Source organism: Salmonella sp. NW645 (genome assembly GCF_051703725.1).
In the GTDB taxonomy this organism is placed as follows: Bacteria; Pseudomonadota; Gammaproteobacteria; order Enterobacterales; family Enterobacteriaceae; genus Salmonella; species Salmonella enterica.
Map to the genome: position 1 here is coordinate 16,956 of NZ_JAMMKR010000006.1, position 26,081 is coordinate 43,036.

A 26,081-nucleotide genomic window follows, 5' to 3' on the forward strand; every position below is an offset into this window, starting at 1 on the left:
CCGTCAGAATGGCGCGTTTTATCATGCGCCATTTTTGTTTGCATCGATGTGGCGAAGACTGATTTATCACCCAGAGATTAATTACGCACTACGGCAAACGCTGGTGCTGTGCCTGCCTGTGGCTGTCGGTTTATTGATAGGCCAGCTACACCTGGGCTTGCTTTTCTCTCTTGTTCCCGCCTGCTGCAACATTGCAGGTCTGGATACCCCGCACAAACGCTTTTTTAAACGCCTGATCATCGGCGCGTCGCTGTTCGCCGGATGCAGTCTGGTAACGCAACTTCTGCTGGCGGAATCCATCCCCCTGCCGTTGATCCTGACCGGGCTCACGCTGGTGCTTGGCGTGACGGCGGAAATTAGCCCGCTTCACGCGCGGCTACTGCCAGCGTCGCTGATTGCCGCCATCTTTACCCTGAGTCTTGCGGGATACATGCCCGTCTGGGAGCCGCTGCTCATTTATGCGCTGGGCACGCTATGGTACGGCGTGTTTAACTGGTTTTGGTTCTGGCTATGGCGCGAACAGCCGCTGCGCGAGTCATTGAGTTTGTTATACCGTGAACTGGCCGATTATTGTGAAGCGAAATACAGCCTGCTCACCCAACATATCGATCCGGAAAAAGCGCTGCCTCCCCTGCTGATACGCCAGCAAAAAGCGGTCGATCTCATTACCCAGTGTTACCAACAGATGCATATGCTTTCGGCGCACAACAACAATGATTACAAGCGCCTGTTGCGGGCTTTTCAGGAAGCGATGGATTTGCAGGAGCACATCTCCGTCAGCTTGCATCAGCCGGAAGAGGTACAGAAACTGGTAGAACGCAGCCATGCGGAAGAGGTGATTCGCTGGAATGCGCAAACGGTCGCCGCCCGTCTGCGCGTGCTGGCGGATGACATTCTTTATCATCGTCTGCCGACGCGCTTCTCCATGGAAAAACAGATTGGCGCTCTGGAGAAGATCGCCAATCAGCATCCTGAAAATCCGGTAGGCCAGTTCTGCTATTGGCACTTCAGTCGAATCGCCCGTGTGCTGCGTACCCAGCGACCGCTGTACGCCCGCGACCTGATGGCCGATAAACAGCGTCGTCTGCCGCTACTTCCGGCGCTGAAAAATTATATGTCGCTTAAATCGCCGGCGCTACGCAACGCCGGACGCATCAGCGTGATGATGAGCATCGCCAGTCTGATGGGCAGCGCGTTGCACCTGCCCAAACCGTACTGGATCCTCATGACGGTGCTGTTTGTCACCCAAAACGGCTATGGCGCGACGCGCGTACGTATTCTGCACCGTTCGGTCGGAACGCTGGTCGGCCTGGTGATTGCCGGCGTCACGCTGCACTTACATATTCCCGAAAGCATTACGCTGGCGGTCATGCTGGTACTAACGCTGGCAAGTTATCTGATTATTCGTAAAAACTACGGCTGGGCGACGGTCGGCTTTACGGTGACGGCGGTATACACCATCCAGTTACTGACGTTAAACGGAGAGCAGTTTATTGTGCCGAGGCTGATCGATACGCTGATTGGCTGTTTAATTGCCTTTGGCGGCATGGTCTGGCTGTGGCCGCAATGGCAAAGCGGGCTATTACGTAAAAACGCCCATGATGCGCTGGAAGCCGATCAAGAAGCTATCCGACTGATCCTCAGTAACGATCCGCAGGCCACCCCGCTCGCTTATCAAAGAATGCGGGTCAACCAGGCGCATAACACGTTATTCAACTCGTTAAATCAGGCAATGCAGGAACCCGGGTTCAATACCCACTATCTGTCGGATATGAAACTGTGGGTCACGCACAGCCAGTTTATTGTCGAGCATATCAACGCCATGACGACGCTGGCACGGGAACACACCATGCTGACGCCGGATCTGGCGCAGCGCTATCTGGAATCTTGCGAGATTGCGATTCAGCGCTGCCAGCAGCGCCTGGAGTACGACAGGCCAGGCGGCTCCGGCGATGTCAATATTCTGGAGTCGCCGGACATGCCGTCACATGGCTTATTGAGCACTCTGGAACAACATTTACAGCGCATCATTGGCCATCTGAACACCATGCACACCATTTCGTCGATGGCCTGGCGTCAGCGTCCGCATCACGGTATCTGGCTGAGTAAGCGGCTACGGGATACAAAAGGTTAAGACCGGCTGCCGGATACGCTACGCTTATCCGGCAATCCGCCATCAGGCCACCACCTTCCCTACCGCCTGCGCAAAGCGCTGCATTCCTTCATTGATATCCGCCTCTTCCACCACCAGCGACGGGGCAAAACGCATCACGTCGGCTCCGGCATTGAGCACCATCACGCCGGCCTCCGCTCCTGCGTACAGAAAATCGCGCGCCCGGCCTTTGTACTTCGGCTTCAGTTCCGCGCCAATCAGCAGCCCCATGCCGCGAATATCGCTGAAAATGTCAAATTGCTCGTCAATCGCCTGCAAATGTTGCACAAACTGTTGCCGCTTAGTGTGAATGCCTTGTAGTACCTCTGGCGTATTAATAATATCGAATGCCGCGCCAGCCACCGCACAGGCTAGCGGATTGCCGCCATAGGTTGAACCATGCGAACCGACATGGAAGGCCGAGGCGATCTCCTGCGTGGTCAGCATGGCGCTCACCGGAAAACCGCCGCCTAACGCTTTGGCGCTGGTGAGGATATCCGGCATGACGCCGTAGTGCATATAGGCAAACAGGTCTCCGGTGCGCCCCATCCCGCACTGCACTTCATCAAACACCAGCAACGCCTGATGCTTGTCACACAGGTCGCGTAACCCTTTGAGGAATTCCGGTGTAGCCGCCTGCACGCCGCCTTCCCCCTGAATCGGCTCGACCACCACCGCGCAGGTGTGGTCATCCATTACCGCTTTCACCGCATGGAGATCGTTGAAGGGAACGTGAACAATATCGGCGGGTTTCGGCCCAAAGCCGTCGGAATATTTTGGCTGCCCGCCGACAGAGACGGTAAACAAGGAACGGCCATGAAAGGCGTTATGGAAGGCAATGATTTTCGTTTTGAACGGGCTATGGCGCACGCAGGCATAATGACGCGCCAGTTTAAAAGCGGTTTCGTTCGCTTCGGTGCCGGAATTCATAAACAGCACGCGCTCGGCAAATGTGGCGTCGATCAGTTTACGTCCCAGACGCAACGCTGGTTCATTGGTAAAAACGTTACTGGTATGCCACAAGGTTTCCCCCTGGGATTTCAGCGCCTCGACCAGTGCCGGATGGCAATGGCCCAGTGCAGTCACTGCAATCCCGCCGGCGAAATCGATATACTCTTTGCCCTGCTGATCCCATACGCGGCTGCCTTTACCTTTGACCGGAATAAAGTCCGCCGGTGCATAAACAGGCAGAATCACCTCATCAAAAGTTGCGCGCGTAATAGCCGTTTGTTCAGTTGCCATATCATTACCACCCGGTTAAGTAGAAACGCCAGTGAAATTATAATCACAAAATATGAATAAAAAATCACTCAATAGCAACCACAAATCAACGCCGGAGGAAATTTTCCAGCAGAGCGTGTCCTTGTTCGCTGAGAATACTTTCCGGGTGGAACTGCACGCCTTCCAGATCCCACTCGCGGTGGCGAATGCCCATAATCTCCTGCGTTTCACTCCAGGCGGTGATCTCAAAACACTCTGGCAACGTGGCAGGGTCGACAATCAGCGAGTGGTAACGTGTCACGGTTAACGGGCTGGGCAATCCCCGAAACACGCCCTGTCCATTATGCGTAACAGGTGACGTTTTACCGTGCATCACTTTCGCTGCCCGCACCACCGACGCGCCAAAGGCCTGCGCCATCGCCTGATGACCCAGGCAAACGCCCAGCATCGGAATACGTCCGGCATAATGGCGGATAACCGCCAGTGAAATGCCAGCGTCATTTGGCGTACAGGGGCCAGGAGAGATAACGATTTTTTGCGGGTTCAAAGCGTCAATGTGCGCCAGCGTCAGCGCATCATTGCGCCGGACCTGCACTTCCGCGCCCAGTTCACAAAAATACTGGTAGAGGTTCCAGGTAAAGGAATCATAGTTATCGATAAGCAGGATCATGGCGGCTCCGGGTGGTCAGTAGAACCGCACTATTTTACTCAGTTTCGCGAGCTTCGCTTATCGCTTTCTGAAAAATCGCCTGCAAAGCGGAGAGATCGCCCATCGCGCCGCTCTGGTTCGCCTGCTTCCATGTTTCAGCCGCAATACCTTGCCAACTCAGCGCGTAGCCTGCATGTAAGGCCAGCTGTTCAAAGAAGATGCGCTGCGCCAGCCCGCTCCCCAAACGAAACGGATGGAGTACGTTAATTTCACAGTAGTAATGCGCCAGCCGCTCGACAAACTTCTCGTGCGCCAGACCGACCAGATAGCCCTCTTCTTCCAGATCCTGCATCAGAGCATTGCCCTCTTTTTCGATATAGGCAAAGTGGCAAAAACGGGTATCGCCCTGGTAAATATCGACCTCCCGCAGTTGCCCTGCCCAGTCGAAAATATCCTGATAGAGCTGGCGATGAATCGCGCACAGATGAGGCAAGCCGCGTACCAGCGGCCCCAGTTCAATCGTGGCGGCGCGGAGCGCGGTCATTTCATATGCCGCTTGCGCCAGTCGCTGGGCCTGATGAATCCCCAGCCGATTACGCATCACATTCAGCCCCGGATAGAGGTACGGATCGCGCCCTTCGCCAAATTTATCGCTCATAGTGCCTCCGAAGCTCGTCAAGACGTGCCAGCGCTTCATCGGCGGTCAGGGTTACTAAGGGGATCTCAATACCTTCGAGACGGCGGCTTTGCTGGAAGTTAACGTTGCGCCGCTGTTCCCAAAAGCGTGACTTTTGTTTATCGGTAAGTTTCTTCACCTGGCCTCCCTGAATATGTCTGTGCTTGACCACAAGTATAAGCAGCAATTTCAGGTTACGCTGAGACAGGGAGAAAACGCGGGCGGCTCGCACCCGCGCAGTCATATTTTATTTTATGGCAGGACTTTCGCGGAAAGGATAACGACTGGTTTTGTCGGCACATTCTGATAAGGCCCGACATCGTGCGTTGGTACCTGTGAGATTTTATCGGCGACATCCATACCTTTTACCACTTTACCAAATACCGCATAGCCAAAGTCGCGCTGGCCGTGGTCGAGAAAAGCGTTATCCGCGACGTTAATAAAGAACTGGCTGGTGGCGCTGTCTTTATCTGCGGTGCGCGCCATCGCGATCGTGCCGCGAGTATTACGCAGACCGTTGTCGGCTTCATTCTTAATCGGCGGATTCGGTTTCTTCTGCTGCATCTGCTCGTTAAAACCACCGCCCTGAATCATAAAGCCAGGAATAACGCGGTGAAACGTAGTGTTGTTATAGAAACCACTGTTGACGTAATCGACAAAGTTTTTCACAGAAACCGGCGCTTTCTGGCTGTTCAGCTCCAGCTCAATATTCCCGGCGGAGGTGGTTAACAGCACATGAGGATCGCCTTTTGCTGCCAACGCTGCGGGAGAAAGAGCAGAAAGAGCAAAAACAGCTGCGACAGCCGCCAGAGTCGATTTGAGCATGAGATTTCCTTAAAGAGAGCAGAAATAAAGCAAGTGGAATGATTTTAAAGAGCCTTCCTGGGCCAGGCCAGCCCTTTACCTAATTTTACGTATATGAAACAAATGTAACGTTACGACGCAACTCCGTATTCTTGCAATATGATGTGACAAACATCACATTAAAAAATGTAATGAACATTACTATCACTAATAATTATTTAAATGCATCACAAAAGCGCCTAAAATCTGCCCGCTTAACGCGCCCTCCACGCGCTTCACTTCTCTTCAAGGCCAGACATGACTAACAGCAACCGCATCAAGCTCACATGGATCAGCTTTCTTTCCTACGCCCTGACCGGGGCGCTGGTGATTGTCACCGGGATGGTGATGGGAAATATCGCAGACTATTTTCAGCTGCCCGTTTCCAGCATGAGTAATACCTTTACTTTCCTGAACGCCGGGATTTTGATCTCGATCTTCCTCAATGCGTGGCTGATGGAAATCATCCCGCTGAAAACACAGCTACGCTTTGGTTTTATCCTGATGGTACTGGCGGTGGCCGGGCTGATGTTCAGCCACAGCCTGGCGTTGTTCTCAGCGGCGATGTTTGTGCTGGGGCTGGTCAGCGGGATCACCATGTCGATTGGCACCTTCCTGATTACGCAACTGTATGAAGGGCGTCAGCGCGGTTCCCGGCTGCTGTTTACCGACTCCTTCTTCAGCATGGCGGGGATGATTTTTCCTATGGTCGCCGCCTTCCTGCTGGCGCGTAGTATTGAGTGGTACTGGGTCTACGCCTGCATCGGCCTGGTCTACCTGGCGATTTTCATCCTGACCTTCGGCTGTGAATTTCCGGCGCTGGGTAAACATGCGCAGCACTCTCAGGCACCTGTCGCCAAAGAAAAATGGGGCATTGGCGTACTGTTTCTCGCCGTCGCCGCGCTGTGCTATATCCTCGGTCAATTGGGCTTTATCTCCTGGGTGCCGGAATATGCCAAAGGCCTCGGCATGAGCCTGAATGACGCCGGGGCGCTGGTGAGTGATTTCTGGATGTCCTATATGTTTGGTATGTGGGCGTTCAGCTTTATCCTGCGCTTTTTCGATCTGCAACGCATCCTGACCGTACTGGCGGGTATGGCGGCGGTCCTGATGTATCTGTTTATTACCGGCACGCAGGCGCATATGCCGTGGTTTATTCTGATGCTGGGCTTCTTCTCCAGCGCCATTTATACCTCCATCATTACGCTGGGATCGCAGCAAACGAAAGTGGCCTCGCCTAAGCTGGTTAACTTTATTCTGACCTGCGGCACCATCGGAACGATGCTGACCTTCGTCGTCACCGGCCCGATTGTGGCGCACAGCGGTCCACAGGCGGCGTTACTCACCGCGAATGGTCTGTATGCGGTGGTCTTTGTGATGTGCTTTGCGCTCGGCTTTGTGTCCCGTCATCGTCAGCATAGCGCGCCAGCGGCGCATTGATAATGATTGCCGGATGGCGACGCGATGCGTCTTATCCGGCCTACAGCGTAAGCTGTTGGTAGGCCGGATAAGGCGACGTCGCCCTCCGGCACTCTATCCTCCCTCCTGACGAGGTAGGCCTGTTGGTCTAAAAACCCCTCATTTTGTATGTTATTTGTACAAACCTGAAAAACCTGACAATTCCGCCACTTATAAAAATCCAGACAAATCAGCCATATACCCATTAAGAGGTATATAAAGGTGAATTTGATTTACATCAATAAGCGGGGTTGCTGAATCGTTAAGGTAGGCGGTAATAGAAAAGAAATCGAGGCAAAAATGAGCAAAGTCAGACTCGCTATTATCGGTAATGGTATGGTCGGCCACCGCTTTATTGAGGATCTCCTTGATAAATCCGACGCTAGCCTGTTCGACATTACCGTGTTCTGTGAAGAACCCCGTAAAGCCTATGACCGTGTCCACTTATCATCCTACTTCTCTCACCACACCGCGGAAGAGCTCTCTCTGGTGCGTGAAGGATTTTACGAGAAGCACGGCGTGAAGGTACTGGTTGGCGAACGCGCAATTACCATTAACCGTCAGGAGAAAGTGATTCACTCCAGCGCGGGTCGTACCGTTTATTATGACAAGCTGATCATGGCGACCGGTTCATATCCGTGGATTCCGCCGATTAAAGGCTCCGAAACCCAGGATTGCTTCGTTTACCGTACCATTGAAGACCTCAACGCTATCGAAGCCTGCGCCCGTCGCAGCAAGCGCGGGGCGGTGGTCGGCGGCGGTCTGCTGGGGCTGGAAGCCGCTGGCGCGCTGAAAAACCTCGGCGTGGAAACGCACGTCATTGAATTTGCGCCAATGCTGATGGCGGAACAGCTCGATCAGATGGGCGGCGAGCAGCTACGTCGCAAGATCGAAAGCATGGGCGTGCGTGTACACACCAGTAAAAACACGCAAGAGATTGTTCAGCAGGGTAACGAAGCGCGTAAGACTATGCGTTTTGCCGACGGCAGCGAGCTGGAAGTCGATTTTATCGTCTTCTCTACCGGTATTCGCCCACGCGACAAGCTGGCTACCCAGTGCGGTCTGGCCGTCGCGCAGCGCGGCGGGATCGTGATTAACGACACCTGCCAGACGTCCGACCCGGATATCTACGCTATCGGCGAGTGCGCCAGTTGGAACAACCGCGTTTACGGTCTGGTCGCACCAGGCTATAAAATGGCCCAGGTCGCCGTTGACCATATCCTCGGCAGTGAAAACGCCTTTGAAGGGGCGGATCTCAGCGCCAAGCTGAAGCTGCTGGGCGTGGACGTCGGCGGCATCGGCGACGCGCATGGCCGCACGCCGGGCGCGCGTAGCTACGTTTACCTCGATGAAAGCAAAGAAGTCTACAAACGTCTTATTGTCAGCGAAGATAACAAAACGCTGCTCGGCGCAGTACTGGTCGGCGACACCAGCGATTACGGCAATTTGCTGCAACTGGTACTGAACGCCATCGAACTGCCGGAAAACCCGGATTCGCTGATCCTGCCGTCGCACGCGGGTAGTGGTAAACCCTCTATCGGCGTGGATAAACTGCCGGACAGCGCGCAGATCTGCTCCTGCTTCGATGTGACTAAAGGCGATCTGATCGCCGCTATCAATAAAGGCTGTCATACCGTGGCGGCGCTGAAAGCGGAAACCAAAGCCGGAACCGGCTGCGGCGGCTGCATCCCGCTGGTGACGCAGGTACTGAACGCCGAACTGGCGAAACAGGGTATTGAAGTCAACAACAACCTGTGCGAGCACTTTGCTTATTCTCGTCAGGAACTGTTCCACTTAATCCGCGTGGAAGGCATTAAAACCTTTGAAGAACTGCTGGCGAAACACGGTAAAGGCTACGGCTGCGAAGTGTGTAAGCCGACCGTCGGTTCGCTGCTGGCGTCGTGCTGGAACGAATACATCCTCAAGCCGCAGCACACGCCGCTACAGGATACTAACGATAACTTCCTGGCGAATATCCAGAAAGACGGCACCTACTCGGTGATCCCGCGCTCGGCGGGCGGTGAAATCACCCCGGAAGGTCTGGTGGCCGTGGGTCGTATCGCCCGCGAGTTTAACCTCTATACCAAAATTACCGGTTCTCAGCGTATCGGTCTGTTTGGCGCGCAAAAAGACGATCTGCCGGAAATCTGGCGTCAGCTGATTGAAGCGGGCTTCGAAACCGGTCACGCGTACGCCAAAGCGCTGCGGATGGCGAAAACCTGCGTTGGCAGCACCTGGTGCCGCTACGGCGTGGGCGACAGCGTCGGTTTCGGCGTGGAGCTGGAAAACCGCTACAAAGGTATTCGTACCCCGCACAAGATGAAGTTCGGCGTCTCCGGCTGTACCCGTGAATGTGCGGAAGCGCAGGGTAAAGATGTGGGTATCATCGCCACTGAGAAAGGCTGGAACCTGTACGTTTGCGGTAACGGTGGCATGAAACCTCGTCATGCGGATCTGCTGGCAGCCGATCTCGATCGCGACACGCTGCTCAAGTATCTCGACCGCTTTATGATGTTCTACATCCGTACCGCCGACAAACTGACCCGTACCGCACCGTGGTTAGACAACCTGGAAGGCGGCATCGACTATCTGAAATCGGTCATTATCGACGACAAGCTGGGCCTGAACGAACATCTGGAAGAAGAGATGGCGCGCCTGCGTGCAGCGGTGGTCTGCGAGTGGACGGAGACCGTCAACACCCCATCCGCACAGGTTCGTTTCAAACACTTTATCAACAGCGACAAGCGCGACCCAAATGTTCAGGTTGTGCCGGAACGCGAACAGCATCGTCCGGCCACGCCGTATGAACGTATCCCGGTCACTCTGGTGGAGGAAAACGCATGAGCCAGTGGCAAAACATCTGCAAAATCGATGACATTCTGCCGGGAACCGGCGTCTGCGCGCTGTCAGGCACTGAACAAGTCGCGATTTTCCGTCCTTACCATAGCGATCAGGTATTCGCGATCAGCAACATCGACCCGTTCTTTGAAGCCAGCGTGCTGTCTCGTGGACTGATTGCGGAACACCAGGGCGAACTGTGGGTCGCCAGCCCGCTGAAGAAACAGCGCTTTCGTTTAAGCGACGGTCTGTGCATGGAAGACGAACAGTTTTCTGTGAAACATTACGACGCGCGGGTAAAAGACGGCGTGGTGCAGTTGCGCGGTTAATTATTTTTGGGAGGCGCAACGCCTCCCCTTTTTTGTATTTTTTTCATTTTAATTGTTATCACAAAATCATTTGTACTGCATCGCGGCGGCAACTGAGCAAATCCCCAGGAGCATAGTTCACTATGTGACTGGGGTGAGCGAGGGCAGCCAACAAAGAGGCAGTGCAAAGGATGAAGTGAGAAAAGGATAATCAAATGTTTACAGACACTATCAATAAGTGTGCGGCTAACGCTGCGCGCATCGCACGCCTGTCGGCGAATAATCCGCTCGGCTTCTGGGTCAGTTCGGCAATGGCCGGGGCTTATGTCGGTCTCGGCATCATTCTTATTTTCACCCTCGGCAATCTGCTCGACCCGTCCGTGCGTCCTTTGGTAATGGGTGCCACTTTTGGTATCGCCTTAACGCTGGTCATCATCGCCGGTTCCGAACTGTTTACCGGCCACACCATGTTCCTGACGCTGGGCGTCAAAGCTGGCACCATCAGCCACGGTCAAATGTGGGCTATCCTGCCGCAAACCTGGCTCGGCAACCTGGTCGGCTCCGTCTTTGTCGCCCTGCTTTACAGCTGGGGCGGCGGCAGTTTGTTGCCGGTCGATACCAGCATCGTTCACTCAGTCGCGCTGGCGAAAACCACCGCGCCCGCCACGGTACTGTTCTTCAAAGGCGCGCTGTGTAACTGGCTGGTTTGTCTGGCAATCTGGATGGCGATCCGCACCGAAGGCACGGCGAAATTTCTTGCTATCTGGTGGTGTCTGCTGGCGTTTATCGCTTCCGGCTACGAGCACTCTGTCGCGAATATGACGCTGTTCGCCCTCTCCTGGTTTGGTCATCACAGCGACGCCTATACCTTGTCCGGAATCGGACACAATCTGTTGTGGGTCACTCTGGGTAATACTTTGTCCGGCGTCGTGTTCATGGGATTGGGTTATTGGTATGCTACGCCGAAATCGGAGCGTCCGGCTCCGGCAAAAATCAATCAGCCAGAGGCTGCTGCCAATAATTAAGGGGTAATGTCGTGGACCATTTGCCTATATTTTGTCAATTACGCGACCGCGACTGTCTGATCGTCGGCGGTGGCGATGTCGCAGAACGCAAAGCACGGTTATTGCTGGAAGCAGGCGCACGTTTAACGGTCAATGCGCTCACCTTTATTCCACAGTTCACCGTATGGGCAAATGAAGGCATGTTGACTCTGGTTGAGGGACCGTTCGACGAAACGCTTCTCGACTCGTGTTGGCTGGCGATCGCGGCCACCGACGACGATACCGTCAACCAGCGTGTCAGCGAAGCGGCGGAGTCACGCCGTATCTTCTGCAACGTGGTGGATGCGCCGAAAGCCGCCAGCTTTATCATGCCCTCCATTATTGACCGCTCGCCGCTGATGGTCGCCGTCTCCTCGGGCGGCACTTCCCCGGTGCTGGCGCGTCTGCTGCGCGAGAAACTGGAGTCGCTGCTGCCGCAGCATCTGGGGCAGGTCGCGCGCTATGCCGGACAACTCCGCGCCCGAGTGAAAAAGCAGTTTGCCACGATGGGCGAACGTCGTCGCTTCTGGGAAAAATTTTTCGTCAATGACCGGCTGGCGCAGTCGCTGGCGAATGCCGATGAGAAAGCGGTTAATGCGACAACCGAGCACCTGTTTAGCGAACCGCTGGATCACCGTGGCGAAGTCGTGCTGGTTGGCGCCGGGCCGGGCGATGCCGGACTGCTGACGCTGAAAGGGTTACAACAAATCCAACAGGCGGATATCGTGGTTTACGATCGCCTCGTCTCCGACGACATTATGAACCTGGTACGCCGCGATGCCGATCGGGTCTTTGTGGGGAAACGCGCGGGTTACCACTGCGTCCCACAGGAGGAAATCAACCAGATCCTGCTGCGTGAAGCGCAAAAAGGTAAACGCGTGGTACGCCTGAAAGGCGGCGATCCCTTTATCTTTGGTCGCGGCGGCGAAGAGCTGGAAACGCTGTGCCATGCCGGTATTCCTTTCTCGGTCGTGCCGGGGATTACCGCGGCTTCCGGCTGCTCCGCCTACTCCGGTATCCCGCTAACCCATCGCGATTACGCCCAGAGCGTACGTCTGGTCACGGGTCACCTGAAAACCGGCGGCGAGCTGGACTGGGAAAACCTGGCGGCAGAAAAACAGACGCTGGTGTTCTACATGGGGCTTAATCAGGCAGCAACTATCCAGGAAAAACTGATCGCATTCGGTATGCAGGCCGATATGCCGGTTGCGCTGGTAGAAAACGGCACCTCCGTGAAGCAACGCGTCGTCCACGGTGTGCTGACGCAGCTCGGGGAATTAGCGCAACAGGTTGAAAGCCCGGCGCTGATTATCGTTGGCCGGGTCGTTGGTTTACGCGATAAATTAAATTGGTTCTCTAATCATTAATTAAAATAAGGCCCTGTTATTCAGGGCTTTATTTTACAACTACTCGTAGCCTCAAATTATTTTTACTTAAAATTAAATTAAGCAATCCATTTTAAATACACCGCGTGAATTTAAATATTAATAATATTGCGTAAAAACCCTATTATCCGTCAAATTCATCCCTTATTCATTCACTCAACAAATAACACCGTCAAGCATTCAATTTGACCTGACCTGGTTATCGGATGATAAAATAAACACTAAATTATAATTTTCTTCTGGCTATTTCATCATTGCCTGTATCGCTATCTCCATATGTTTATGCACGCAAGGAAAATATTAATTAAGGATGAACCCTATGCAAAAGAAAAAACTTATTTCTATCGCGATCGCTTTAACGCTACAAAGTTATTACATTCCGGCCATCGCCGCAGAAAATAACGATGATGAAAAAGAATGTCCCAGTAATATCTCCTCCCTGCCTAAAGAAAAACGCGCAAAACTCTCACCGACCTGCCTTGCTACATTACCTGAAAATGATAATCACTGGGGCTGGGTTGCTGGCGGCGTTGCTGCGCTGGTCGCAGGTGTGGCTATTGGCGTTGAAAATAACGGTGGCGGAGATTCCACTCATTCTTATACCCCCCCTACGCCCGACGATGGCGGCAACATCACTCCGCCCGACGATGGCGGCAACGTCACCCCGCCCGACGATGGCGGCAACGTCACCCCGCCCGACGATGGCGGCGATGACGATGTGACCCCGCCTGACGATAGCGGCGATGACGATGTGACCCCACCCGATGATAGCGGCGATGATGATGTAACCCCGCCTGACGATAGCGGCGATGACGATGTGACCCCGCCAGACGATAGCGGCGATGACGATGTGACCCCGCCTGACGATAGCGGCGATGACGATGTGACCCCGCCCGATGATAGCGGCGATGACGATGTGACCCCGCCTGACGATAGCGGCGATGATGATGTAACCCCGCCTGACGATAGCGGCGATGACGACGACACACCCACAGATAATTCTGTTACTACCTTCAGCAACGGCGTCACCATCGATAAAGGCAAAGACACCCTGGCCTTCGATAGCTTCAAACTGGATAACGGCAGCGTTCTCGAGGGCGCCGTGTGGAATTATTCAGAACAGGATGACCAGTGGCAGTTGACCACCGAAGACGGCAAAACGCTGAACGTCACTGGCTGGGACGTGACTGACGCCAATGCCGCCGTGATTGAAGGCACCCAGGAAAACGGTCTCTACTGGAAGTACGACAGCCGGGGCTATCTGATTATTGCCGACGATAACACCACGGTTATCACCGGCGACGGCGAATCGCATACCTCCGATCGCGGCATGGATATCAGCGGCCAGGATCGCACCGGCGTGATTATTTCCGGCGATCGAACCGTCAACACGCTCACCGGGGACTCCAGTGTGACCGACGGCGCCACCGGCATGGTGATCTCCGGCGACGGCACCACCAACACCATTTCGGGCCATTCAACGGTAGACAACGCCACCGGCGCGCTGATTTCCGGCAATAACACCACCACCGATTTCTCCGGCGACATTACCGTGAGCGGCGGCGGCACCGCCATCATCATCGATGGCGACAACGCCACGGTTCAGAATACCGGTACTTCCAGTATCAGCGGCGCAGGCTCCACTGGCACCACCATTGACGGCAATAACGCGCGCGTCAGCAACGACGGCGATATGACCATCACCGACGGCGCCACCGGCGGCCATATTATCGGCGACAACGCGGTTATCGATAATGTCGGGGACACCACCGTCAGCGGCGCGGGGTCCGCTGCGTTGTATGTCGATGGCGATAACACGCTCATTATCAATGAAGGCGATCAGACCATCTCCGGCGGCGCGACCGGTACGCGAATTGACGGCAGTAAGGCCCGTATCGCCAATACCGGCGATATCGCAGTGGATGGCGCAGGCTCTGCCGCTGTAGTTATCAATGGCGACAACGGCAGTCTGACCCAGGCGGGCGATCTGCTGGTCACCGACGGCGCGATGGGTATCATCACCTACGGCACCGGAAATGAAGCAAAAAATACCGGTAACGCCACCGTCCGCGATCAGGACTCGGTGGGTTTTGTGGTCGCTGGCGAACAAAACGCCTTCCGCAACAAAGGGAATATTAACGTCAGCCTCAACGGCACCGGCGCGCTGGTGAGCGGCAATACGTCACAGGTTACGCTGGATGGCGATATTAACGTTATTTCCGTGCAGGACAGCGATGGCGTATTCCGCGGCGCGACGGGCGTAAACGTGAGCGGCGACAGCAACACCGTCAATATCGCAGGCAACGTGAATATGAGCGCTGAGTTCGAGCAAAATTCTTTGATCGCCGGCGATACCCCGCTAACCGGCGTCACCGTTAACGGCGCCAACAACGATATCACCCTTAATGGCACATTTGACATCAACGTCGGCGATCTGTCGACAGTCAGTGGACAAGCGTTGAGTGTTATCGGTCTGAACGTTACGGGCGAGGGTAACAACGTAGATATCCGCGGCGGTATTAGCATTACCCATAGCCAGAATACGGATGGCTCGGTCAGCATCGTCACAGGCATCAATCTCAACGGCGACAGCGAAGTTACGCTAAGCGGTCAGTCCACAATAGATACAGCCACCATGATAGGAGGCGCTGTCACACTGGCCAAGGTCAGCAACGGCGGTTCTCTGATTCTGGATGACAATTCAATCATTGATATTAATGTCAATTATATAGATGTTAGCGCTTCCATTAACAATGCGCTATTAGTCGCTAACGGAGAAAATTCATCAATTGCGAACCAGGGCGATATCACAAGCCACGGCGTCTATTCCATTATGCGCGTCGACAATGGCGCAACTATCAGCAACAGCGGTGAGATCCTGGTTTACGCAACCAGTAACGGCGGCGGCGACGATCGTACTGCCGTTGCCCGCGCCGACGACGCAGGTTCGGTAATTCATAACCAATCTGGCGGTGATTTCACCATCATATCTGACCAGCAACCTGTAAAATATAAAGGTTTTTCCTTTTTCCCGCTGAAATGGTACAACCATACCTTCTATGCAATGCTCGCTTCTGGATATGGCGATGTTGTCAATGATGAAGACGCCGCCATCCATTTGCAGGGCGCAGGCGTATATGGCGTTAGCGCCATCAAAGGAGCGGCGCTAAACGCAGGCGATATTTATCTGGATGGTTTTGTCCCGACGCTGGACGATGAAGGTGATATTACCAGCACAAGCTACTGGCATCCGTCATCGCTCTATCTCACCAGTGCAGGTATGGTCGCAGGCTCAACTGATGGCGGTGACGGCGACGCCACAGCCACCAATACCGGCACCATTAACGTTAATAACGCCGGGTTCGGCATGATGGCGCTCAATGGCGGCACCGCCATTAACCAGGGCACCATTAATCTCACCGCCGATGAGGGCGTCACCAAAATTGATGATAACCAGCTGGTCGGCATGGCGGCGCTCAACGGCGGGACCGTCATCAACGATACCACTGGCACCATCAATATCGATGCCTCTTACGGTAAACCATTCCTGGCCGACAACAACAGCAGCGTGATTAACTACGGCACCGTGTGCTTTGACAGCAACTGTCAGAGCAGCGACCAGTACAACCCGACCGACAGCAACGTCTCCCTGGCTTTTGCTGATGGCGATGTCATTACCGCCGCAGGTGAAACGCTTACTGGCGAAACCATTATCACCAGTCCGATCGCAACGCAGACCGTACACGTCACCAACGCAGGCATCGTCAGCGGCGGCAAGGTCACCGTCAGAAATTACGGTGATGTCACCAACGAGTCCACCGGCAGCATCAGCAGCGTCGGCATCGACAAAGGCGGCGTCTATACCAACGAGGGAACAACGGCTGCCGTTTCCGTAGACGGCGGCGTGTTCAACAATACCGGCACCGTGACCGGGAAAACGGGGACCACGGTAGCGGGTTCCATTATCAACAACAGCGGCTCCATGAACGCGGTTGAGCAGTGGGCCAGCACCATGAATAACACAGGCACAGTGTCGGCCTGGGTCGGCGCATCGGGCAGTACGGTACTGAATAACTACTCAGGCGGCGAAATCGATAAGCTGAACTTTACCGGTGCCGCAACCGTTAATAACGCAGGGATCATCAACAATGGTTCTGTTGATAAAGGCGGTACGTTTAATAACCTCGAAGGCGGCGTTGTAACGCTAATAAACGACGGCCTGTGGGCTGGCGCCTTCAATAACTGGGGAACGGTGAATAGCGATGCCGATATCGCCACCGGCGGGAGCGGGCACACCCTGTATAACGGCAGCACCGGTGTTATTAACGGGCAGATCACCACGGCGAAAAATAACGGCGGCAGCAAGGCGATTAACGACGGCACCATCAACATTGATAAAACCGGCAATGTGGCGATGTCGGCGCATGGCAGCGCGAAGATGGTCAACAACGGTGAAATTAACGTCGGTACTAAAGGCACCACGCAGACCGGCATGGTCGGGATGCAGCTTGAGTCTGATGCCAAATCCGATGCGGTTATCGAAAACAACGGCACTATCAATATCTACGCCAGCAATTCTTATGCATTCAGTCAACTGAGCAGCAACGGCCATATCGTCAACAACGGTACGGTCTATATTGATGACAGCGTAACCGGCTCCGGCTTTATCAAGCAGAGCGGTAAAACCATCGAAGGCAGCGGTGAAAACGGCGACGGTACGGAAGTGCATTATGTTGACTTCATTGCGCCAACGGAACCGACCATTAACGATGGCATGGCGACCGTGACCACCGGCGACAGCGCAGGCTCATCCACCACCAACAACCTGTCCGGCTACGTGGTCGGCACCAGCGCCGACGGCAGCGCCGGTAAGCTCAAGGTCAGCAACGCCAGCATGAACGGCGTGGAAATCAACACCGGCTTTGCCGCAGGTACCGCCGACACCACCGTCAGCTTCGACAACGTGGTCGAAGGCAGCAACCTGTCTGACGCCGGCGCTATCCAGTCCACCACCGTGGTGTGGAAAGCACAGGGAAGCCAGGACAGCAACGGCAACGTTGACGTCACCATGACCAAAAACGCCTATGCCGATGTGGCGACCGACGCCAGCGTCTCCGGCGTGGCGAGTGCGCTCGACGCCGGTTATACCAACAACGAGCTGTATACCAGCCTCAACGTTGGCACCACCGCCGAACTGAACAACGCCCTGAAACAGGTCAGCGGCGCTCAGGCCACCACCGTGTTCCGCGAAGCGCGCATCCTCAGTAACCGCTTTAACATGCTGGCCGACGCGGCCCCGCAGATTAAAGACGGCCTGGCGTTTAACGTAGTGGCGAAAGGCGACCCGCGCGCTGAACTGGGCAACGACACTCAGTACGACATGCTGGCGCTGCGCCAAAAGCTGGATTTGACCACAAGCCAGAATCTGACGCTGGAGTACGGTATTGCGCGTCTGGATGGCGACGGTTCGAAAACCGCGGGCGATAACGGCCTGACCGGCGGCTACAGTCAGTTCTTCGGCCTGAAGCACAGCATGGCGTTTGATGAAGGTCTGGCGTGGAATAACAGCCTGCGTTATGACGTGCATAACCTGGACAGCAGTCGCTCCGTCTCGTATGGCGACACCAACAAGGTGGCTGATTCCGACGTACGTCAGCAGTACCTTGAGTTCCGCAGCGAAGGGGCAAAAACCTTCACTCTGATGAGTGATACGCTGAAAGTCACGCCGTATGCCGGGGTGAAATTCCGTCACACCAAGGAAGATGGCTACAAAGAGCGCAGCGCCGGAGATTTTAACCTGTCCATGAATTCTGGCAACGAAACGGCGGTAGACTCTCTTGTCGGCCTGAAGCTGGATTACGCCGGGAAAGACGGCTGGAGCGCCACCGCTACCCTGGAAGGCGGCCCGAACCTGAGCTACAGCAAGAGCCAGCGTACAGCGTCATTACAGGGTGCGGCGGGTCAATCGTTCGGCATAGATGACGGTCAAAAAGGCGGCGGCGTTAATGGCCTGGCAACCATCGGCGTGAAATATAGCAGCAATGATACCGCGCTACATCTGGATGCGTACCAGTGGAAAGAAGACGGTATCAGCGATAAAGGCTTTATGCTTAACGTTAAGAAAACATTTCGTTAAATAAACGACATTATATAACACTAATACAGGCCGCTTATTATTAAGCGGCCTTTTTTAAATCAGATTTCCTGGTAAAGATGAAGTCCTTATTTGGACTACCTGCATGGTTTATTAATTGCTATCGTACTATACGCTAAATAGATCTTATATTTATTCCACCATTAGTGTTCGTTTTATCAACAAGGATTTTGACATGTTCAAATTTGTAAAAATTGCCGTTGTGGCAGGGGTTCTGGCAACGCTCACCGCCTGTACTGGTCATATCGAAAACAAAAAAAACAACTGCAGCTACGATTATTTGCTGCACCCTGCAATTTCTATTTCTAAAATTATTGGTGGTTGCGGCCCGGCTGCCGATCAATAATAGAAACGACTGCGCAGATACAAAAAAACCGGGATTTTCCCGGTTTTTTTACAGGTCTGATAAACAGTACGGCGCAGATGCCTTGTCCAACTTACGCTCGTTTGTAGGCCCGATAAGCTCGCGCCATCGGGCACGCAATACCCCTTACGGTTTCGCCACAAAGCCAATGGCTTCGTAAACGGCTTTCAGCGTTTCGGCCGCACGTGCGCTGGCTTTTTCCGCCCCGTCTTTCATCACCTTCTGCAAGAACGCTTCGTCGTTGCGGAAACGATGATAGCGCTCCTGCAACTCAGACAACATTCCGGAAACCGCCTCCGCCACTTCGCCTTTCAAATGGCCATACATTTTACCTTCAAACTGTTTTTCCAGTTCAGGAATGCTCTGACCGGTCACGGCGGAAAGAATATCCAGCAGGTTAGAGACACCCGCTTTCTCTTTCACATCATAACGCACTACCGGCGGCTCGTCGGAGTCAGTGACCGCTCGTTTGATTTTCTTCACTACCGATTTCGGATCTTCCAGCAGGCCGATCACGTTATTACGGTTATCGTCCGATTTGGACATTTTCTTTGTCGGCTCCAGCAGCGACATCACGCGCGCGCCGGATTTTGGAATAAACGGTTCCGGTACTTTGAAAATATCGCCATACAGCCCGTTGAAACGCTGGGCGATATCGCGGCTCAGTTCCAGATGCTGCTTCTGATCTTCGCCTACCGGCACCAGATTGGTTTGGTACAACAGGATGTCTGCCGCCATCAGCACCGGGTAATCAAACAGGCCGGCGTTAATGTTTTCCGCATAGCGCGCAGATTTATCTTTAAACTGCGTCATACGGCTCAGCTCGCCGAAATAGGTATAGCAGTTCAGCGCCCAGCCAAGCTGCGCATGTTCCGGCACATGGGACTGAACGAAAATAGTGCTCTTTTCAGGATCAATACCACATGCCAGGTACAGCGCCAGCGTATCCAGCGTCGCTTTACGTAGCTGCTGCGCGTCCTGACGCACGGTAATAGCATGTTGGTCTACGATGCAGTAGATGCAATGATAGTCATCCTGCATGTTTACCCACTGACGCAATGCCCCCATATAGTTGCCAATGGTCAATTCACCTGAGGGCTGTGCGCCACTAAAAACGATGGGCTTAGTCATTTTTTATTTCCTGGTTATCGCTATGCGGAAGCCCAAGTGCGGGCAAAAGATCGTTAAAACTGTCATAAATGACGTCCGGCTCGCTAAGAGCGATCGCTTCGCCATAATTGTAGCCGTATGTCAGGCCAACCGAAGGGCAGCCCGCCGCTTTTGCAGCCTGAATATCATTACGCGAATCGCCGACAAAAAGCATCTGCTCCGGCATCATGCCCAGCCGGCTTGCCACCAGCAACAGCGGCTCCGGATGCGGCTTCTTATTTTGCACATCATCGCCGCCGATAACCACACTAAAGTATTTGGCGATATCAAGCGATTCCAGCAACGGCGCGACGAACGGCGTCGGTTTGTTGGTCACCAAACCTAATGACAATCCGCTGGCGTGCAGCGCGCCCAGCGTGTCGGCGACATGCGGAAATAAAAAGGTGCCTTCTTCCGCCACTTCGCCATAATACCTGTCGAACAATTTACGCAGAATGCGTACCTGTTCCTCGGCAGGAATATCTTCATCAACGGGCGGTTTCCCCATCGTCTTACGCAGCATGGCGCGCTCCTCGCGAGCCCAGGTCAGCGCGCGTTCCATCAATACGTCTGCGCCGTTACCAATCCAGGTAATCACGCGCTCCTCGCCCGCGACCGGCAGTTCCAGCGCATACAGCGCCATATCCACCGCCGCGGCAAGACCCGGCGCGCTATCCACCAGCGTGCCGTCAAGATCAAAGGCGACGCCCCGAATATTCTGCAACTTATCCATGACTTACCTTTGCCAGCTCACTGCGCATTTCATCAATCACTTTTTTGTAGTCGGGCTTATCGAAAATTGCCGACCCCGCAACAAACATGTCCGCGCCTGCTGCGGCGATCTCGCCGATATTGTTCACCTTCACGCCGCCATCCACTTCCAGGCGAATGTCGTAACCGGACGCATCAATGCGGCGTCGCACTTCGCGCAGTTTATCCAGCGTCTGCGGAATAAAAGACTGGCCGCCGAAGCCTGGGTTCACGGACATCAGCAGGATCACATCCAGTTTGTCCATGACGTAATCGAGATAACTGAGCGGCGTTGCCGGGTTGAATACCAGCCCCGCTTTACAGCCGTGCTCTTTAATCAGCTGTAGCGTGCGGTCAACATGTTCGGAGGCTTCCGGGTGAAAGGTAATGATGCTCGCGCCAGCGGCGGCAAAGTCGGGCACGATACGGTCGACTGGCTTGACCATCAGGTGGACATCAATAGGCGCGGTAATACCGTACTGACGCAGGGATTTCAGCACCATCGGGCCGATAGTCAGGTTCGGCACATAGTGATTATCCATGACGTCAAAGTGTACAACATCAGCACCGGCAGCCAGCGCTTTGGCGGTGTCTTCACCCAGGCGAGCAAAATCAGCCGACAGAATTGAGGGGGCAATCAAATACTGTTTCATCCGCTTCTCCTTGAGAATTATTTTCTTGCAGGCGTGGCGACTCCTGGTTGGTACAGAGCCAGCAGTTCGTCCACCTTTTTACGTGTGCCGCCGTTGCTGCTTATACTGCGTCTAACTTTGACGACATGCAATTTTGCGAGTTGATACCACTCGCGTGTGAGCGCCGTATCATGGTTGGAAATGAGCACCGGTATCCGGTTACTGACCAGATTCTCAGCAATTTCCGCCAGATGCGCTTGTTGCGTCAGGCTAAAACTATTGGTGTGATACGCTGTGAAGTTAGCCGTGGCGGACAACGGCGCATAAGGCGGATCGCAATAGACCACCGACGACTTGTCCGCACGCGCCATACTGTCTGCGTATGACTCACAGTAAAAGAACGCATTCTGCGCTTTTTCTGCAAAGTGGTACAACTCCGCTTCCGGGAAGTAAGGTCTTTTATAACGACCAAACGGTACATTAAATTCCCCGCGCAAGTTATAGCGACAGAGTCCGTTATAACCGTAGCGGTTCAGATATAAAAACAGTACCGCCCGACGAAAGGGGTCCTGGCAGGTGTTGAACTCCTCACGGAGTTGGTAATAGACCTCAGCCTGGTTAGTTTCAGGCATAAACAGCTCGCGCGAAGCCTGTACGTACTCGTCAGTACGTAACTTCACGATGTTATAGAGGCTAATAAGGTCGCTGTTGATATCGGCGAGGATATAACGAGAAAAGTCGGTGTTAAGAAACACCGATCCGGCACCCACAAAAGGTTCGACAAGGCACTCGCCTTTTGGCAAATGTCGTTTGATATCATCAAGCAGAGGGTATTTTCCCCCTGCCCACTTCAAAAAAGCGCGATTTTTTTTCATGCTGACTAACTAATTACACCTTCTCCGGCTGTGGAGAAAGCTCCGACAGCATCCTGCGCTTTAGGCTGTGCCGCGTTGCTTTACGGCGCATTTGGCGATAGCAAATGCGCCCCTCGCGCCTGTCCTGAACAAAAATAGCTGTCAGCGACACTCACAGGCAATTGCAGGACACAGCCTGGATTATTTCAGATCGGCCTGAACCTGATGCAACGGTTTTGCCCACGGGTTTTTCGCCTGCACATCGGCAGGTAAGGTGGACACCGCACGTTTAGCATCTTCTTTCGAAGCATACATCCCCGTTACCAGCACATACCACGGTTGTCCATTACGCGTCGTCTCGTATACCACATAATTTTTCAGGTTCTCTTTCTTCGCCCAACCGTTCAGGTTGTCGTAATTTGAAGAACTACTGAGCTGCAATGTGTAGTGGCTGGATGGCGCGCTCTTTAACGCGCCGACGTTGCCGGCGCTTTTCCCGCCGCCTGCGACAGGCGTCGTCGAGGCTTGCGCTGGCTTCGCGGTTTGTACCGGCGCAGCGCTTGCCGTCGCTGTCGGCGCAGCCGTCGTGGTGGTCGCTTTCGGCGTCGCGGCTGGCGCTGCCGGTTCCGTGCGTTTCACTGGCGCGACCGGTTTCTTCGGTTCCGCAGTCGTGGTTTTCGCCGTGGTCTGCGGTTTCTTAGGTTCAATGACGGCCTGTTTACGTTCCGGACGCGTGGTATGACGCTCGGCAGGTTCGCTAACCGCCGCCTGACGCGTCGTGCTGCCATTGCGAACTGGCGCGACGGTGGCAGGCTCTGTCGGCAACGTAGAGTTCACCGCAACATTGTTCATCTGCTCTGGATTCTGCGTCAGCGCATTATTCAGATCGCCCTGCACTTCCACGCGCTGCTGACCGTCAGCGACCACAGGCGACTGTCCCTGCGTCGGCGTTGAAGAAATCGGCGGCAACGAAATATCCTGCGACGTATTGCCCGCGGTTTGTTCTGCGGAGGTGGCGCCCGGCGCAGGCTGGGTCGCATTCGCCTGATCGGCGGCGTTACCGGAAAGATCGATACTCTTTTCGCCAGAGGCCGACGGCTCGCTGGAAGACGTTGAGGGGGCTTTCAGCGCGGAGCCGATACCGATAATCAATAGCAGCAGCACCAGTACGCCAACGCCCATCATCATGTACTGACGAGAGGCTGGCTTATGGGCCGCTTTTTTACGCTTACGTGGACGGCGTTCAACACGCTCTTCGTCCACCGTATCGTCTTCATCGGATTCGTACTCTTCTTCAACTTCAGGTTCTTCACTACGCGCTTTACGCGTACGCGTCGGACGGCGATCGTCGGCATCCAGATCAACGTCATCAAAGTTGATCTGTGGCTCATTATCGCGTTCTGAAGATTGACGAGAACGACCAGTACGACGATCGCTGGGATCGGGTTTCAGCTCGTCTTCTGGTTTGAATTCATCCATTTAACACCCCACTCAAAGGTTAATGCTTACAACATTGCACATAACCTGAAGCTAAAAGACTGACATCTACGCAATATCAGTCTGACCTTTCTTGTTGTTACGCCTGCTGACAGTCAGCAATCGCGCTAAGAACGACTTCGTGCGACACTCCGCCGCGCACTTCACTTTTCCCTATGGCCAGCGGAAGCACTAAACGCAGCTCCCCCGCTAACACTTTTTTATCTCGCAGCATGTGCGGCAAATAGTCCTGCGCGGACATCTCGCAAGGGCCATTGACTGGCAACCCGGCCCGTTCGAGTAGAGCGATGATGCGCTGCGTATCAGCAGAACTGAACTGCCCCAAACGCTCGGATGCGCGCGCAGCCATCACTATACCTGCGGCAACGGCTTCACCATGTAACCAATTGCCATATCCCATTTCCGCTTCAATGGCGTGGCCAAAGGTATGTCCAAGATTCAGTAAAGCACGTAAGCCCGCTTCACGCTCGTCGGCGGCAACAACTTCGGCTTTCAGCTCGCAACAACGACGAATACAGTACGCCATCGCCGGGCCGTCCAGACGCAATAGCGCATCCAGATTCTCCTCAAGCCAGGTGAAGAAGTCTGCGTCGAGTATAATGCCGTATTTGATCACCTCTGCCAGTCCCGATGCCAGTTCGCGTGCGGGAAGCGTTTTCAGGCAATCAAGATCGACAACCACAGAAGCGGGTTGGTAAAACGCGCCAATCATGTTTTTGCCAAGGGGATGGTTGACGGCGGTTTTCCCGCCCACGGAAGAATCAACCTGCGACAGTAAGGTAGTTGGCACCTGGATGAAACGTACGCCTCGCTGGTAGCTGGCCGCCGCAAAACCGGTGAGATCGCCAATCACGCCGCCGCCAAGCGCGACCAGCGTGGTATCACGACCATGCGGTTTTTTCAGTAACGCCGTAAACACCGTATCCAGCACCGTCAGGCTCTTATACTGCTCGCCGTCAGGAAGAATCACGCTGTCTACGTTAACGCCTGCCCGTTCGAGTACGCCGCGAACCTTGTCCAGATAAAGCGGCGCCAGGGTTTCGTTGGTCACTAACATGACCTGATCGCCTGATTTCAGCGGCAAGAATGAAGCTGGTTCGTTAAACAAACCAGCCGCGATGGTGATCGGGTAACTACGTTCCCCGAGAGTGACTGTAATCCTCTCCATGACGCGACATCCACCTTAGTTACTTGTGCCCGCTTACCCAGCGTATTCTGCTTGAATTAGTTGCTTTCCAGCATATGAATAATCTGGTTTGCCACAACCTTAGCGCTTTGATCGTCGGTGCGAATGGTGACGTCGGCAATCTCTTCGTACAGCGGATTGCGTTCGTTAGCCAGCGCTTCCAGAACTTCGCGAGGCGGTGCTTCAACCTGCAACAGCGGGCGTTTTTTATCACGCTGCGTGCGCGCCAGTTGTTTTTCGATGGTCGTTTCAAGGTAGACCACGACGCCACGCGCGGAGAGACGGTTACGCGTTTCACGCGATTTTACAGAGCCACCGCCGGTTGCCAGCACAATACCCTGTTTTTCCGTCAATTCGTTGATAACTTTTTCTTCACGATTACGGAAGCCGTCTTCACCTTCAACATCGAAGACCCAGCCCACATCAGCTCCGGTTCGTTTCTCAATCTCTTGATCAGAATCGTAAAATTCCATATTGAGTTGTTGAGCTAACTGGCGCCCAATAGTGCTTTTTCCGGCACCCATAGGCCCAACCAGAAAGATATTGCGTTTCTCTGCCATTTTTTCGGTACTACTAAGACTATTCGTTAATGGTAAACCCGCTTCACAGACACCCAGCGCAGCAGGACATGAACTGAAACCTCATAAGATATTGCGAGAGTCAGACTGAAAATTATCTCAATACTCAAGCGGGTTTGGCAACTGAATAAATCACCAAGCCTGATTGTTGCAAAACCCGAGTTAGCGTTGCCGGATGGCGACCAGAACAACATATCCGGCCTACAAATTGCTCTACTTTCAAACAATTGTGCGCAATCCGCAGAACCAACACGTCTGCATCAGCGGACATTCAGCCGTTTATCATCGGTCTTATGCACACCTTCGGCAAGGCAAAGCGCATTAATCAATGCGTCAGCAACGAA

Annotated in this window: 20 protein-coding genes; 8 read left to right on the top strand and 12 right to left on the bottom strand. The window is 54.1% G+C overall.

Annotated elements, in window-relative coordinates:
* Positions 1–46: 46 nt before the first annotated feature.
* Positions 47–2,134, top strand: coding sequence for a YccS/YhfK family putative transporter (locus NA389_RS13905; RefSeq protein WP_000269311.1), 2,088 nt, complete (start codon positions 47–49; stop codon positions 2,132–2,134).
* Positions 2,135–2,176: 42 nt separating this feature from the next.
* On the opposite strand, the gene argD is transcribed toward NA389_RS13905, so the two are convergent.
* The 5 genes from argD to ppiA all read right to left on the bottom strand — a co-directional run bounded on the left by argD (position 2,177) and on the right by ppiA (position 5,523).
* The gene (gene argD / locus NA389_RS13910) at positions 2,177–3,394 is read right to left on the bottom strand and encodes a bifunctional acetylornithine/succinyldiaminopimelate transaminase (RefSeq protein WP_000190032.1); all 1,218 of its coding nucleotides are present in this window, start codon (positions 3,392–3,394) and stop codon (positions 2,177–2,179) included.
* Positions 3,395–3,479: 85 nt separating this feature from the next.
* Positions 3,480–4,043 carry an aminodeoxychorismate synthase component 2 gene (gene pabA / locus NA389_RS13915; protein ID WP_000601879.1) on the bottom strand — a complete coding sequence of 188 codons (564 nt, stop codon included), beginning with the start codon at positions 4,041–4,043 and terminating at the stop codon, positions 3,480–3,482.
* A gap of 34 nt (positions 4,044–4,077) precedes the next feature.
* On the bottom strand, positions 4,078–4,680 hold the full coding sequence (locus NA389_RS13920; RefSeq protein ID WP_001280672.1) for a putative adenosine monophosphate-protein transferase Fic: 603 nt from the start codon (positions 4,678–4,680) through the stop codon (positions 4,078–4,080).
* Positions 4,670–4,837, bottom strand: a complete 168-nt coding sequence (locus tag NA389_RS13925; RefSeq protein ID WP_001519136.1) for a YhfG family protein — start codon at positions 4,835–4,837, stop codon at positions 4,670–4,672. Before NA389_RS13925 ends, NA389_RS13920 begins: the two co-directional genes overlap by 11 nt.
* 113 nt (positions 4,838–4,950) lie before the next feature.
* The gene (ppiA, locus tag NA389_RS13930) at positions 4,951–5,523 is read right to left on the bottom strand and encodes a peptidylprolyl isomerase A (RefSeq protein WP_000920478.1); all 573 of its coding nucleotides are present in this window, start codon (positions 5,521–5,523) and stop codon (positions 4,951–4,953) included.
* A gap of 276 nt (positions 5,524–5,799) precedes the next feature.
* Between ppiA and tsgA the strand changes: the two genes are divergently transcribed.
* From tsgA to NA389_RS13965, 7 genes are all read left to right on the top strand, one after another.
* Complete coding sequence (gene tsgA / locus NA389_RS13935; RefSeq protein WP_000185265.1) at positions 5,800–6,981, top strand: MFS transporter TsgA; 1,182 nt, start codon at positions 5,800–5,802, stop codon at positions 6,979–6,981.
* 318 nt (positions 6,982–7,299) lie between these two features.
* Entirely contained in the window at positions 7,300–9,843 is a 2,544-nt protein-coding gene (gene nirB, locus NA389_RS13940) for an NADPH-nitrite reductase large subunit (protein WP_000049254.1), read from the top strand.
* Positions 9,840–10,166 (top strand): nitrite reductase small subunit NirD, encoded by a 327-nt coding sequence (gene nirD / locus NA389_RS13945; protein ID WP_000084819.1) that lies wholly within the window; start codon positions 9,840–9,842, stop codon positions 10,164–10,166. The genes nirB and nirD overlap by 4 nt, the downstream gene beginning before the upstream one ends.
* A 194-nt stretch (positions 10,167–10,360) precedes the next feature.
* Positions 10,361–11,170: a nitrite transporter NirC gene (gene nirC / locus NA389_RS13950; protein WP_000493571.1), complete on the top strand. Its 810-nt coding sequence runs from the start codon at positions 10,361–10,363 to the stop codon at positions 11,168–11,170.
* 11 nt (positions 11,171–11,181) lie between these two features.
* On the top strand, positions 11,182–12,555 hold the full coding sequence (cysG, locus tag NA389_RS13955) for a siroheme synthase CysG (protein WP_000349904.1): 1,374 nt from the start codon (positions 11,182–11,184) through the stop codon (positions 12,553–12,555).
* A gap of 337 nt (positions 12,556–12,892) precedes the next feature.
* A complete protein-coding gene (locus NA389_RS13960; RefSeq protein WP_001169895.1) occupies positions 12,893–18,709 on the top strand; it encodes an autotransporter domain-containing protein in 5,817 nt (1,938 codons plus the stop codon).
* Between the two features lie 193 nt (positions 18,710–18,902).
* Positions 18,903–19,073 carry a YhfL family protein gene (locus NA389_RS13965; protein WP_000472323.1) on the top strand — a complete coding sequence of 57 codons (171 nt, stop codon included), beginning with the start codon at positions 18,903–18,905 and terminating at the stop codon, positions 19,071–19,073.
* A 144-nt stretch (positions 19,074–19,217) separates the two neighbouring features.
* Here the strand turns inward: NA389_RS13965 and trpS are convergent, their stop codons facing one another.
* From trpS to aroK, 7 genes are all read right to left on the bottom strand, one after another.
* The gene (trpS, locus tag NA389_RS13970) at positions 19,218–20,222 is read right to left on the bottom strand and encodes a tryptophan--tRNA ligase (RefSeq protein ID WP_000165562.1); all 1,005 of its coding nucleotides are present in this window, start codon (positions 20,220–20,222) and stop codon (positions 19,218–19,220) included.
* Positions 20,215–20,973, bottom strand: a complete 759-nt coding sequence (gene gph / locus NA389_RS13975) for a phosphoglycolate phosphatase (RefSeq protein WP_000359650.1) — start codon at positions 20,971–20,973, stop codon at positions 20,215–20,217. The genes trpS and gph overlap by 8 nt, the downstream gene beginning before the upstream one ends.
* On the bottom strand, positions 20,966–21,643 hold the full coding sequence (gene rpe / locus NA389_RS13980; protein ID WP_000816283.1) for a ribulose-phosphate 3-epimerase: 678 nt from the start codon (positions 21,641–21,643) through the stop codon (positions 20,966–20,968). Before rpe ends, gph begins: the two co-directional genes overlap by 8 nt.
* A gap of 17 nt (positions 21,644–21,660) precedes the next feature.
* Complete coding sequence (gene dam, locus NA389_RS13985; RefSeq protein ID WP_000742132.1) at positions 21,661–22,497, bottom strand: adenine-specific DNA-methyltransferase; 837 nt, start codon at positions 22,495–22,497, stop codon at positions 21,661–21,663.
* 180 nt (positions 22,498–22,677) lie between these two features.
* A complete protein-coding gene (damX, locus tag NA389_RS13990) occupies positions 22,678–23,955 on the bottom strand; it encodes a cell division protein DamX (protein WP_000343142.1) in 1,278 nt (425 codons plus the stop codon).
* Positions 23,956–24,052: 97 nt separating this feature from the next.
* Complete coding sequence (gene aroB / locus NA389_RS13995) at positions 24,053–25,141, bottom strand: 3-dehydroquinate synthase (protein WP_000439821.1); 1,089 nt, start codon at positions 25,139–25,141, stop codon at positions 24,053–24,055.
* A 56-nt stretch (positions 25,142–25,197) separates the two neighbouring features.
* Entirely contained in the window at positions 25,198–25,719 is a 522-nt protein-coding gene (gene aroK / locus NA389_RS14000; RefSeq protein WP_000818621.1) for a shikimate kinase AroK, read from the bottom strand.
* Positions 25,720–26,081: the final 362 nt, after the last annotated feature.